Source organism: Cronobacter sp. HA18003 (genome assembly GCF_011605905.1).
Classification (GTDB): Bacteria; Pseudomonadota; Gammaproteobacteria; order Enterobacterales; family Enterobacteriaceae; genus Cronobacter; species Cronobacter sakazakii.
Genome location: NZ_JAANQO010000011.1, coordinates 1594980 through 1608317 on the forward strand (window position 1 = coordinate 1594980; position 13338 = coordinate 1608317).

Below are 13338 nucleotides of genomic sequence, written 5' to 3' on the forward strand. Positions count from 1 at the left end.
GCAAGCGCACCCGCCATTCACAACCAACCTGTCCGTAGGGCGGGTAAGCGCAAGCGCACCCGCCATTCACAACCAACCTGGCCATAGGGCGGGTAAGCGCAAGCGCACCCGCCATTCACAATCGACCTGGCCGTAGGGCGGGTAAGCGCAAGCGCACCCGCCATCCCGACACACACCCATCATTTTCCCGCACTACCCCTTAATCTTCGGATCCAGCGCGTCGCGCAGCCCGTCGCCCAACAGATTAAACGCCAGCACCGTCAGAAAAATCGCAAGGCTCGGGAATATCGCCACGTGCGGGGCCATCACCATGTCCGCGCGGGCCTCGTTCAACATCGCTCCCCACTCCGGCGTCGGCGGCTGCGCGCCAAGCCCCAGAAACGACAAACTGGCGGCGGAGATAATCGACGTGCCGATACGCATGGTGAAATAGACCACAATCGACGACACCGTGCCCGGCAGGATATGCCGGAACAGAATGGTGGCATCAGACGCACCGATACTGCGCGCCGATTCAATAAACGTCTGGTGCTTCAGCACCAGCGTATTGCCGCGCACCAGGCGAGCAAAGGCCGGGATACTGAATATCGCCACGGCGATAATGACGTTCGCCATCCCGCTGCCCATTACCGCCACCACGGCGATGGCGAGCAAAATGCCCGGGAAGGCGAACAGCACGTCGCAGATGCGCATGATCACGCGGTCCCACCAGCCTTCGTAAAAGCCCGCCAGCAGCCCCAGCACAGTACCGATAATCGCGCCCGTCAGCACCGCAAACACCCCGGCGGCGAGCGAAATCCGCGCGCCGACAATCACGCGGCTGAAAATATCGCGCCCCAGCGAATCGACACCGAACCAGTGCACCATCGACGGTCCTTCATTCAGGCGGTCATAATCGAAATAGTTTTCGGCGTCGAACGGCGCAATCCACGGCGCGAACAGCGCCAGCGCGATAAGCAGTAGCACAAAACCGCCCGCCACCAGCGCCACCGGCTGGCGCTTCAGACGATGCCAGAACTCATGCCACGGCGTGCGCGTCTGGTGCGGGCGAACAGTAGGCAGGCCGTTTAAAATCGCCTGTCGGCGCCAGTTGAAAAGTCGCATCCTTACTTGTACCTGATAGCCGGGTTAATGGCGGCGTAGAGCACATCCACCACTAAGTTGATAAGAATAAATTCGAGCGAGAACAGCAGCACTTCGGCCTGAATGACCGGGTAGTCGCGCATCTCTACGGAATCGACCAGCAGACGCCCCAGCCCCGGCCAGTTAAAGACTTTCTCCACCACAATTGAGCCGCCCAGCAGAAAGCCGAACTGTAAGCCCATCATAGTGACAACCGGGATCATGGCGTTGCGCAGGCCATGTTTCAGGATAACCCACTTTTCGCTCACCCCTTTGGCGCGGGCGGTGCGCATATAATCTTCGCCCAGCACATCCACGAAAGAGGCGCGGGTAAAGCGCGCCATAACCGCCGCCACGGCCGCGCCAAGCGTCAGCGACGGCAGAATATAGTGCCGCCAGCTGTCGGCGCCCACGGTGGGCAGCCACCCGAGCTGCACCGAAAAGATATGCATCAGCAGCATACCGAGGGCAAACGCAGGGAACGAAATGCCGGAGACCGCAAGCGTCATGCTCAGACGGTCTGGCCAGCGGTTGCGCCAGACCGCCGCGATAATCCCGGCGGCGAGCCCGAAGACCATCGCCCAGCTCATGCTGGCAAGCGTCAGCCAGAAAGTCGGCATAAAGCGGCTGGCAATCTCTTCTGAGACCGGACGGCGCGAGACCAGCGAGATGCCGAAATCGCCGCGTACCACGTTGCTGATGTAGTGCCAGAACTGCTGCCAGAGCGGCTGATCAAGGCCGAGCTGGTGGCGCACCATACCAATGACCTGAGCGTCGGCCTCCGGCCCGGCGACGAGGCGCGCCGGATCGCCCGGCAGCAGATGAACGAACAAAAACACCAGCACCGCCACGATGAGCAGCGTCGGGATGAGCCCCAGCAGGCGTTTTATGATGTAGCTAAACATGCGAAACCCTGTTTTCCTTCATGAACGCGTCTTCTTGTATGGGATTGGTATTGTGCCACTGGCGGGTGCGCTTCGCTTACCCGCCCTACGATTTACATCGCAAACCCTGGGCTGGCGGGTGCGCTTCGCTTACCCGCCCTACGGTTTACATCGCTAACCCTGGCTGGCGGGTGCGCTTCGCTTACCCGCCCTACGGTTTACATCGCTAACCCTGGCTGGCGGGTGCGCTTCGCTTACCCGCCCTACCACGGTTGGGCGCATAAAAGGTAGGGTGGGTAAGCGTAGCGCACCCACCTTCCGGCCATTTACGCTCGCACCCACCTTCCGGCGACGGTTATTTCAGATCCGCGTCCTCAAAACTAAAGCCCGTATCCGGCATCATGTAAAACCCGGTCAGCGATTTGCTGTGCGCCGAGACCAGTTTTTCCACCACCAGCGGCACCCAGGGCGATTCCTTCCACAGCGTATCCTGCGCGGCTTTATACAGCGCAGCCTTGCGGGTTTTATCGGTGGTTTTCAGCGCGTCGGCGAGATCTTTATCCACCGCCGGATTGCTGTAAAACGCCGTATTAAACAGCGTCGGCGGCCAGTTCTGCGAGGCGAAAAGCGGTGAAAGCGCCCAGTCGGCCTCGCCGGTCGATGCCGACCAGCCGGTGTAGAACATCCGCACGCCGCTCTCTTTCTGCCCTTTGCCTTCCACTTCCGAGGCGCGCTGGCCTGCGTCCATCGCCGTCACTTTTGCCTTAATGCCCACCTGCGCCAGCTGTTGCTGCGTAAACTGCAACACCTTCTGGGCGGTGCTGTGATTATGCGACGACCAGAGCGTGGTGCTAAAGCCGTTCGGGTAGCCCGCTTCTTTCAGCAACTCACGCGCTTTGGCCGGGTTGTACGGCCACGGCTGATACTGCTGCGCGAACTCAATCGTCGGCGGCACCACGCCGGTGGCGGGCGTCGCGTAACCCGCGAACGCCACTTTCACCAGCGCCTGACGGTTAATGGCGTAATTGATCGCCTCACGCACTTTCGGGTTATCGAACGGCTTCTGGGTCACGTTCATGCTGATATAGCGCTGCATGATTGACGGCGTTGCCACCAGATCCAGTTTGCTGTTTTTCTCAAGCAGCGCGGCCTGCTCGTAAGGGATCGGAAACGCGAACTGCGCTTCGCCGGTTTGCAGCATCGAGGCGCGCGTATTGTTGTCCACCACCGGGCGCCAGGTGATGGCGTCAAGCTTCGGCAGCCCCGACTGCCAGTAGTGGGCGTTTTTCTTCACCTTCACAAAATCGGTCGGGTTCCAGGTCACCAGTTCATATGGCCCGGTGCCGACCGGGTGAAAACCGATATCTTTGCCATATTTCTCCAGCGCCGCCGGGGAGATCATCGCGGTCGCCGGGTGCGCCAGAATATTAATAAACGCCGAGAACGGCTGTTTGAGGGTAATTTTGACGGTGGTCGGGTCTACCGCCTCGGTGCTGGCGATGTTTTTATACAGGTTATAACGCTTCAGGTGGTTATCCGGATTGCTGGCGCGATCGAGGTTCACCTTTACCGCCGCGGCGGTGAAATCGGTCCCGTCCTGGAACTTCACGCCGCTGCGCAGTTTAATCGTGTAGACCAGCCCGTCATCCGACACGCTGTAGTTTTCCGCCAGCACATTCTGCACTTTCATCGATTTATCGAGGCCAAACAGCCCCTGATAGAACGATTTGGCGACCTGCTGGGAAAGCGTGTCGTTGGCGTCATACGGATCGAGCGTGGTGAAACTGGAACCCACGGCCACGACAATCTCTTTCTGCGCAAAGGCGGGCGCGGCGGCCAGCGCAGAAGCCAGCCCTGCCGCGGCAAGCCAGCGGCGTGCGATTCGTTGTGTCATCGTCTTCTCCTGAAAGCCGTACCTGAAAATTAAAAGTGGTGGTCCGTCGCCCCGACGGGGTGACGCGCCACATAATGCCCCTGCCCCACCTGCACCAGCGGCGCGACAAACGGCGCGTCGCCTTTCGGGCGCGTGGCGCTTGGAATTTCATCGGAAAGCAGCACAGGCTGACGGCGCGGATGACCAGGGTCGGCCACCGGTACTGCCGCCATCAGCTTGCGAGTGTAAGGATGTTGTGGGTTTTCAAACACCGCGCGGCGCGGGCCTATCTCGACAATCTGTCCGAGATACATCACCGCCACGCGATGGCTGATGCGCTCCACCACCGCCATATCATGCGAAATAAACAGAAACGAAATGCCGAAATCACGCTGCAAATCGAGCAATAAATTAATGATTTGCGCACGAATTGAGACATCGAGCGCGGAGACAGACTCATCGGCGATCACCACTTTCGGGTTGAGCGCCAACGCGCGCGCGATGCAGATACGCTGACGCTGCCCGCCGGAGAACTCATGCGGGTAACGCCAGGCGTGCTCGGGCTTCAGCCCCACGCGCTCCAGCAGCCACGCCACGCGCTTGCGCGCCGCCTCGCCGTCGAGCAGCCGGTGCACCAGCAGCGGCTCCATAATCGAATAACCCACTGTCAGGCGCGGATCGAGCGAGGCGTAAGGGTCCTGAAAGATAAACTGCATATCGCGGCGCACCGCTTGCATCGCGCTGTCGGAGAGCGTATCGATGCGCCTGCCGCCAAAGGTAATCGAGCCGCCCTGCGTCTCCACGAGCCGCAGCAGCGAGCGCCCGGTGGTCGATTTACCGCAGCCCGATTCGCCCACCAGCGACAGCGTTTCGCCGGGCCAGAGGTCAAAACTCACTTTCTCTACGGCATGCACTTCGCGCTTCACGCGGTTAAAGATGCCGCTGCGCACCGGAAAGCGCGTCACGAGATCGCGCACCTGAAGAATCGGCTCGCTGTCCGGCACCACGGTATCCTGCTCGGCGTCGGGCGAGTCCATGTCACACCGCGGCGCGTGATTGAGCGGGAATTTACGCGGCAGATCGGTGCCGTTCATCGCCCCCAGGCGCGGCACGGCGGCCAGCAAAGAACGGGTATACGGGTGCGCCGGGCGGCGAAAAATCTCCTCGACGCTGCCGGATTCCACCGCCTCGCCCTGATACATCACCAGTACCCGGTCGGCCATATTGGCGACCACGCCCATATCATGGGTGATAAAAATCACGCCCATCGACATCTCCTGCTGCAAGACGCGGATAAGCTGCAGGATTTGCGCCTGAATGGTGACGTCCAGCGCCGTGGTCGGTTCGTCGGCAATAAGCACCGCCGGGCGGCACGAGAGCGCCATCGCGATCATCACGCGCTGGCGCATCCCGCCGGAAAGCTGGTGTGGAAAGCGCGCCAGCATCGCTTCGGACTCCGGGATACGCACTAAATCGAGCATCCGTTTGGCTTCGCGCATCGCTCTTTCGCGCCCGAACCCCTGATGCAGGCGAATGGATTCGGCAATTTGCTCACCCACCGGAAAGACGGGGTTCAGGGAGGTCATCGGCTCCTGAAAAATCATCGCCATGTCAGCCCCGCGTACGTCGCGCATCTGTTTCTGGCTGAAGGTGCGCAGATCAATCACCTGTTCGCTGCGCCGGCGCAACAGCAGCGGGCCGCTCTCCATTTCGCCGCCCGCCTGTTCAATCAGGCGCATCAGCGAGAGCGCCGTGACCGATTTCCCCGAGCCGGACTCCCCGACAATCGCCAGCGTTTCGCCGCGTTTCAGGCTAAACGAGAGCTGGCGCACCGCGTCGGTAGTGCCGCTTTCATCTTTAAAACGCACGCTCAGGCCGGAAACCGATAACACCTGTTCTTCAGGCAAAACGTCACTTTTAGGCACTGCGGTTCCTCGCTGGTGATGGTTCGGCGCGTAAGTATTCAGCAAAATTATTCTCAGGCGGCTGCGTTTTTTCTATAAATATCATTATCGTCGCCGCGCTTTCAGACGAATTTTGAATATAGAAAGAGGCAAATGTGATGTAAAGCCCGGCGGGCGGCGTAAAGGGCGAAACATACATCCCTACCGCCCTTTCTGTCATAATAGGCGCTTTGTGATTGTCGCGCTGGAGTGAAACATGGAACCGACCGCCGGACTGATGTCCCTGGAAACCGCCCTTGAGGAGATGCTCTCCCGCATCATTCCCCTGAATGAGACGCAGACGCTGCCGCTGCTTAAAAGCATGGGCCGGGTGACAGCGCGTGCCGTGACCTCGCCGCTGGACGTACCGGGCTTTGATAACGCCGCGATGGATGGCTACGCCGTGCGTCTCGCGGATGTCGCGTCCGGCGCGTGGCTGCCGGTGGCGGGCAAAGCGTTCGCGGGCCAGCCGTTTAGCGGCGAATGGCCTGCGGGCACGGCTATCCGCATCATGACCGGCGCGCCGGTGCCGCCGGGCTGTGAAACCGTCATCATGCAGGAAGAGGCGCAGACCAGCGACGCGGGCGTGCGCTTTACCGCTGACGTGCGCGCGGGTCAGCATATCCGCCGTCGCGGCGAAGATATTCGCCAGGGCGCGGTGGTAATGGAAGCAGGCCAGAAACTGAGCGCCGCCGAACTGCCGCTCCTTGCCTCGCTCGGCATTGCGGAAGTGGACGTGGTGCGCAAGCCGCGCGTCGCCATTTTCTCCACCGGCGATGAGCTCCAGCTTCCCGGCCAGCCGCTCGCGGAAGGCCAGATTTACGACACCAACCGTCTCGCGGTGCACCTGATGCTCGACGCGCTCGGTTGTGACGTGGTGAACCTCGGCATTATCCGCGACGACCCGAACGCCCTGCGCGCCGCATTTCAGGAAGCCGACCGTGAGGCCGATCTGGTGTTAAGCTCCGGCGGCGTTTCCGTCGGCGAAGCGGACTACACCAAAACGCTGCTGGAAGAGCTTGGCGAAATCGGCTTCTGGAAGCTCGCCATCAAGCCTGGCAAACCGTTCGCCTTTGGCCGCCTTGCCAGTAGCTGGTTCTGCGGGCTGCCGGGCAACCCGGTTTCCGCCGCCGTCACGTTCTATCAACTGGTGCGCCCGCTGATTGCGAAACTGAGCGGCCAGAAGGAGGTGTTCACGCCGCGCCTGCGCGTGCGGGCGGCAACGCGGCTGAAAAAATCCCCCGGACGACTCGATTTCCAGCGCGGCGTGCTGCGCACCGGCGCGGACGGCCTGCCGGAAGTGGTGAGCACCGGCCATCAGGGCTCGCATATTTTCAGCTCCTTCACCCAGGGCAACTGCTTTATCGTGCTGGAGCGCGAGCGCGGCAACGTCGAGCCGGGCGAATGGGTTGAGGTTGAGCTCTTTAACCACCTGTTCGGAGGCTGAGATGACCGAGGCGTTAAGCGATGCCGAGATGCTGCGCTATAACCGGCAAATCATCCTGCGGGATTTCGATTTCGACGGCCAGGAGCGGCTGAAGGCCGCGCGCGTGCTGGTGGTGGGCCTCGGCGGTCTTGGCTGCGCGGCCGCGCCTTATCTGGCCGCGGCGGGCACCGGCAGGCTGACGCTGCTTGATTTCGATACCGTCGCGCTCTCCAATCTCCAGCGCCAGGTGCTGCACCGCGACGCCACCATCGGCCAGCCGAAGGTGGAATCGGCGCGTGAGGCGCTTGCCGCCATTAACCCGCACTGCGTTATCGAAACGGTCAACGCACAGCTCGATGACGCCGCGCTCGCGGCACTTATCGCCCGCCATGACCTGGTGCTCGACTGCACCGATAACGTGGCGACGCGCAATCAGCTAAACGCCGCCTGTTTCCATCATAAGGTGCCGCTGGTCTCCGGCGCGGCTATCCGCATGGAGGGCCAGATCAGCGTCTTTACGTGGCAGCCCGACGCACCGTGCTACCGCTGCCTGAGCCGTCTTTTTGGCGAGAACGCGCTGACCTGCGTGGAAGCGGGCGTGATGGCTCCGCTGGTGGGCGTGATTGGCTCCCTGCAGGCGATGGAAGCCATCAAAGTGCTGGCGCGCTACGGCGAGCCGTGCGCCGGAAAGCTGGTTATCTATGACGCGCTGCGCACACAGTTTCGCGAGATGAAACTGGCGCGCAACCCGCACTGCGAGGTCTGCGGCGACGGGCGTTAATCATACAGGCCGTCGCGCTGCACGCTGGCGCTCCCCCGCCCTGGCCTGACGCGGCGCACCGATTCACGGACATCCAGCGTGCCGTTCAGAAGCAGCGTGCCGATCGCCGCCTGTGGGCGGATAAGCCGCTGTTGCAGCATCAACACCGCCTCTTCGCCGAGCGCGTCGCGCGGCACATGCACTGCCGTCAGCGGCACATCTTCAATCGCCGCCAGGTTAAAGGCGTCGATGCTCATTACGGAGATGTCCTGCGGCACCCGTAGCCCGGCGTTTTGTAACGCTTTTACCGCGCCTGCCGCCATAAAATCACCGCCCACCAGCAGCGCGCCGGGAAGCGCCGCCGCGGGCGTTTCCTCAAGAAACCGCGTGACCAGCGCCTCGCTACCCCGCGCGCTGAAATCGGGCGCGGTCAGCAAATGGCGCGTCTCGTCAAACGCCAGATTCTGCGCCTCCCACGCGTCGCGGATGCCCGCCAGACGCAGCTCCATCGTATAGCGCCGCAGGCACAGCACGTTCAGCACCTCGCGATGGCCCATCTCAAAGAGATAGCGTGCCGCGTTTTCGCCAATTGCCCGGTGATCCGGCGCGACCGCCGGCAGGCGCATTTTGCGATCGCGGCAGTTGATCAGCACGCACGGTTTGCCCACGTCACACGCCAGATCGTGAATGTGCGGATCGTCGATGCCGAGCAGCAGCGCCGCCTCGGTCTGCGGATCGTTCATCCGCGCGAGAAACAGATTGGCATCGGCGTCGTTTTCCTCCAGCGCGCAGTAGCGCAGCCGCACTTCGTGAGGCTCCAGCGCTTTGTTGATGCTCTGGATCACGCGGTAATAAAAGATGTCGGACCGCTCATCAAACGCGCGGCGCGGCGCGAACACCACCAGACTGTTCAGCAGCAGCCTGCCAGCCGCCATATCCTCCAGCACGCCCAGCGCTTTAGCGCACTCCCGCACCCGGCGGCGCGCTTTTTCGCTGGTATTGGCTTTACCCGCCAGCACGCGGGAAACGGTGCTGAGCGACAGGCCGGTTTGTTCGGCGATCCGGGCCACCTGGAGCTTTTTACTCATTTTGTGATCCATCTCCAGTTGTGAAATGAAAGATTTTTCACGGCTGGTTTTAACGATATATCCGTGCCAGCAGGGCTTCTTTTAACACATCACTGTGAATGATGAAAATTCTTGCATAAAAGGGGCTACTACCATTCCAGATGCTGCTCTACTCTCAGGTTGTCGTACAACTTTTATCGAAAACGTGTATGACAACCCCTACAAAAAGCATGTTAATTCAAATAAATAGCGGTCTCTGCTGTGGTTTCCGGCGCGTCCGGAATGCGAGTTGTTATACCCGTCAGGCTAACCGTGGAGAAGAATAAATGAGTCAGAGCATTAATCAGGATGTCGGCGCGGTAAAAACCCGAACCCGCCGCGCCATCCGCCATCTGCGCTGGTGGGTGCTGGTGCTGTTTTTGATGGGTGTAACCGTCAACTACATCACCCGTAACTCCCTCGGCATTCTTGCGCCGGAGCTGAAAGAGAGCCTGGGCATCACCACCGAGCAATACTCTTATATCGTGGGCGCGTTCCAGCTCGCCTATACCCTGTTTCAGCCGCTGTGCGGCTGGCTGATTGACGTGATTGGCTTAAAGCTTGGCTTTCTGATTTGCGCCTCCATCTGGGCGCTGATGTGTATTTTCCACGCCGGGGCCGGCAGCTGGCTGCATCTGGCTATCCTGCGCTTCTTTATGGGCGCGGCGGAAGCGGCGGCGACGCCCGCCAACGCCAAAACGCTCGGCGAATGGTTCCCGAAAAAAGAGCGCCCGGTCGCCGCAGGCTGGGCGGGCGTCGGGTTCTCCATCGGCGCGATGCTCGCACCGCCGATTATTTACTTCGCGCATATCTCCTTCGGCTGGCAGGGCGCGTTTCTGTTTACCGGCGTGCTGGCGCTGGCCTGGGTGGTGCTGTGGTGGCTCTTTTATCACAACCCGGAAAAACACCCGCGCCTGAGCCAGGAGGAGCTGGCCTTCATTCGCCAGGATAACGAGCCGCCGCCGGTGCGCCTGCCCTTCTTCACCGCGCTGAAAACCGTCGCCAAAAACAAACGCTTTTACGGCATCGCCATCCCGGCGTTTATGGCCGAACCCGCCTGGGCGGTGATGAGCTTCTGGGTGCCGCTGTATCTCGCCAAAGAACACGGCATGGATCTCAAGCAGATTGCCATGTTCGCCTGGCTGCCGTTTCTCGCCGCCGATTTAGGCTCGGTCGCGAGCGGCTATCTCACCAAACTTTATGTGCGCGTCTTTGGCTGCACGCAGATCAACTCGGTGGTCGCAAGCTCGGTGACCGGCGCGTTTCTCATGGTGTCGCTCGCGATTGTCACCATTACCAAAGACCCGTACATCACCATCATTCTTATCTCCATCGGCGGCTTCGGGCATCAGATTATCTCCTGCATGCTGAGCGCGCTGGTGGTGGAATCGTTCGATCGCGGCCAGATGGCCACGGTAAACGGGATGCGCGGCTCCTGCGCCTGGATTGCGAGCTTCCTGTTCTCACTGATTATCGGGGTGACCGCCGACAAAATCGGCTTCAACCCGCTGTTTGTCGCCATGGGGTTCTTTGACCTGATTGGCGCTGTGTTCCTGGTTGCCTTTATTGCCGAGCGCCGCAACAAGCGCGCTTCATAGGGAGATGTTGATGAAAACCCTCAAACACTGGAAATTCACCCATTCCGACGACCACCACGTCGAGCTGACCATCGATGATGCCCATACGCTCTGCCTGTGGGTGCTGGAGCCGGGCCTGTTCCGCGTGGCGGTGAAACGCCGCGGCGCGTATGCGCTTAACCGCACGTGGAGCATTGCGCCTTCCGACGACACGCCGTGGGAAGGCCGCCCGCGCGACAGCCTCGACGGCTTTAGCCTGCCGGGTTTTACGCTTGACGAAACGCCGGAGCGCCTCGTTATCAGCAGCGATAAACTGCGCGTAACGGTGCATCAGCCGCTGTGGCTGGAGTGGCATTACCGCGACGATAACGGCCTGTGGCAGTTTCTTACCAGCGATCGCCCCACCAGCGCTTATCTTATCAACGCGCATGGCGACGGCGTGGCGCACTATCAGCGCCGCCAGAAAGACGACCGCTATTACGGGCTGGGCGAAAAAGCGGGCAACCTGGAGCGCACCGGCCGCCGCTTCGAGATGCGTAACCTGGACGCGATGGGCTATAACGCCGCCAGCACCGATCCGCTGTATAAACATATTCCGTTTACCATTACCCGCCGCGCGCAGGTGAGCTTCGGCCTGTTTTACGACAACCTGAGCAGTTGCTGGCTCGATCTCGGCAATGAGATTGACAACTATCACCTCCCCTACCGCCGCTGGCAGGCCGAGGCGGGCGATATCGATTACTACCTGTTCGTCGGCCCGCGCGTGCTGGATGTCACCAAAGCCTTTGTGCGCCTGACCGGTAAAACCCTGTTCGGCCCGAAATGGAGCCTTGGCTACAGCGGCTCAACGATGCATTACACCGACGCGCCGGATGCGCAGAACCAGTTGATGAACTTTATTCGCCTGTGTGAAGAACACGCGATCCCGTGCGACTCCTTCCAGCTCTCGTCGGGGTACACCTCCATCAATAACAAGCGCTATGTCTTTAACTGGAACTACGACAAAGTGCCGCAGCCAAAAGCGATGAGCGCCGCGTTCCATGACGCCGGGCTTAAGCTTGCCGCCAACATCAAGCCCTGCCTGTTGCAGGATCACCCGCGCTATCAGGAGGTCGCACAGCAGGGGCTGTTTATCCGCGATTCCGAAACCGACGCGCCGGAGCGCTCCAGCTTCTGGGATGACGAAGGCTCGCATCTCGATTTCACTAACCCGGCAACCATCGCCTGGTGGCAGAACGGCGTCACCACCCAGCTGCTGGAGATGGGCATCGACTCCACCTGGAATGACAATAACGAATATGAAGTCTGGGATGGCGAAGCGCGCTGCCACGGCTTCGGCGAGCCGGTGGCGATTAAACATATCCGCCCGGTGATGCCGCTGTTAATGATGCGCGCCTCGATGGAAGCCCAGCAGGCCTTCGCACCAGAGAAACGCCCGTACCTGATTTCACGCTCCGGCTGCGCCGGGATGCAGCGCTATGTACAGACCTGGAGCGGCGATAACCGCACCAGCTGGCAGACGCTGCGCTACAACATTCGCATGGGGCTTGGCATGAGCCTATCAGGGCTCTACAACGTCGGCCACGATGTCGGCGGTTTCTCCGGCGATAAACCGGACGCGGAACTCTTCGTGCGCTGGGTACAGAACGGCGTGATGCATCCGCGCTTTACGATTCACTCGTGGAATGACGATCATACCGTTAACGAGCCGTGGATGTACCCGGCGGTGACGCCTGCTATTCGCAGCGCCATTGAGCTGCGCTACCGTCTGCTGCCTTATTTCTACACGCTGCTGTGGCAGGCGCATGCCGATGACGAGCCGATGCTGCGCCCGACGTTCCTCGACCACGAACACGACCCGCAGACCTTCCGCGAATGCGACGAGTTTATGCTGGGGCGCGACGTGCTGGTAGCGAGCGTGGTGGAGCCAGGCGCGCGCAACCGCACGCTCTGGCTGCCTGCGAATGACCACGGCTGGTACGATTTCCACACCGGCCAGTGGTATGCCGGCGGTCAGTGGGTGACGCTGGACGCGCCGCTGGAACGTCTGCCGTTGCTGGTGCGCGCAGGCAGCGGCTTGCCGCTTAGCGCGCGCCTGCGTCATGTGGATGCGCAGCGCGACGACGCGCGCGAGCTGAAGCTCTACCCGGTGCCGGGCAACGGCCAAAGTTCGGGCCTGTTGTTTGAGGATGATGGCGAAAGCTGGGGCTATCGCGAGGGGAACGCGCTGTGGGTGAACTGGCAGATGCAATGCAGCGCCGACGCTATTCACCTGACGTTCTCGACAACCGGCGATTACCAGCCCGCGTGGCAGGCCATTGACGTGACGCTGCCTGAAAATGAACGCCGTACACTCTATATCAACGGTCAACCCGGGCACCGCTGGACGCGCTAATACGTCACAAACCGCTGTTATCCTTACGCCGCCGCTATGTTGCTGCGGCGTTTTTTTTGGTTTTTTGAATAACGCGCGCCGTCATGTATTCCATTATTAATAACTGCATAATAAATTAATTCATTCGGCATAAATATCCAAAAAGATAATGACGACGAAAAAGTGTGTCGGTGCGTCACATTTTATTTTTGTTATTAATCCCGATGATTATTCACGACGATACATCATCCGGAACCAGACTTTTCTTCGTGC

The 13338-nt window shown here is 60.6% G+C and carries 9 protein-coding genes; 4 read left to right on the forward strand and 5 right to left on the reverse strand.

Features of this window, described 5'->3' with window-relative positions:
* Positions 1-192: 192 nt before the first annotated feature.
* The 4 genes from gsiD to gsiA form a co-directional block, all read right to left on the reverse strand.
* Positions 193-1104, reverse strand: a complete 912-nt coding sequence (gsiD, locus tag G6041_RS08670; RefSeq protein ID WP_012125259.1) for a glutathione ABC transporter permease GsiD — start codon at positions 1102-1104, stop codon at positions 193-195.
* Positions 1105-1106: 2 nt separating this feature from the next.
* Positions 1107-2027 (reverse strand): glutathione ABC transporter permease GsiC, encoded by a 921-nt coding sequence (gsiC, locus tag G6041_RS08675; RefSeq protein WP_012125260.1) that lies wholly within the window; start codon positions 2025-2027, stop codon positions 1107-1109.
* Positions 2028-2361: 334 nt separating this feature from the next.
* A complete protein-coding gene (gene gsiB, locus G6041_RS08680) occupies positions 2362-3900 on the reverse strand; it encodes a glutathione ABC transporter substrate-binding protein GsiB (protein WP_012125261.1) in 1539 nt (512 codons plus the stop codon).
* 29 nt (positions 3901-3929) lie between these two features.
* The gene (gsiA, locus tag G6041_RS08685; RefSeq protein ID WP_004388440.1) at positions 3930-5804 is read right to left on the reverse strand and encodes a glutathione ABC transporter ATP-binding protein GsiA; all 1875 of its coding nucleotides are present in this window, start codon (positions 5802-5804) and stop codon (positions 3930-3932) included.
* Between the two features lie 235 nt (positions 5805-6039).
* Here gsiA and moeA point away from each other — a divergent pair, with 235 nt between their 5' ends.
* Together moeA and moeB are read left to right on the forward strand one after the other, a co-directional pair.
* A complete protein-coding gene (gene moeA / locus G6041_RS08690) occupies positions 6040-7269 on the forward strand; it encodes a molybdopterin molybdotransferase MoeA (RefSeq protein ID WP_012125263.1) in 1230 nt (409 codons plus the stop codon).
* Between the two features lies 1 nt (position 7270).
* Entirely contained in the window at positions 7271-8029 is a 759-nt protein-coding gene (gene moeB / locus G6041_RS08695) for a molybdopterin-synthase adenylyltransferase MoeB (protein WP_012125264.1), read from the forward strand.
* Here the strand turns inward: moeB and G6041_RS08700 are convergent.
* Positions 8026-9096 carry a LacI family DNA-binding transcriptional regulator gene (locus G6041_RS08700; protein WP_038881447.1) on the reverse strand — a complete coding sequence of 357 codons (1071 nt, stop codon included), beginning with the start codon at positions 9094-9096 and terminating at the stop codon, positions 8026-8028. The genes moeB and G6041_RS08700 overlap by 4 nt on opposite strands.
* A gap of 305 nt (positions 9097-9401) precedes the next feature.
* Between G6041_RS08700 and G6041_RS08705 the strand changes: the two genes are divergently transcribed.
* Together G6041_RS08705 and G6041_RS08710 are read left to right on the forward strand one after the other, a co-directional pair.
* Positions 9402-10712: an MFS transporter gene (locus G6041_RS08705; RefSeq protein ID WP_007902098.1), complete on the forward strand. Its 1311-nt coding sequence runs from the start codon at positions 9402-9404 to the stop codon at positions 10710-10712.
* Positions 10713-10722: 10 nt separating this feature from the next.
* Positions 10723-13086 (forward strand): glycoside hydrolase family 31 protein, encoded by a 2364-nt coding sequence (locus G6041_RS08710; protein ID WP_084999304.1) that lies wholly within the window; start codon positions 10723-10725, stop codon positions 13084-13086.
* Positions 13087-13338: the final 252 nt, after the last annotated feature.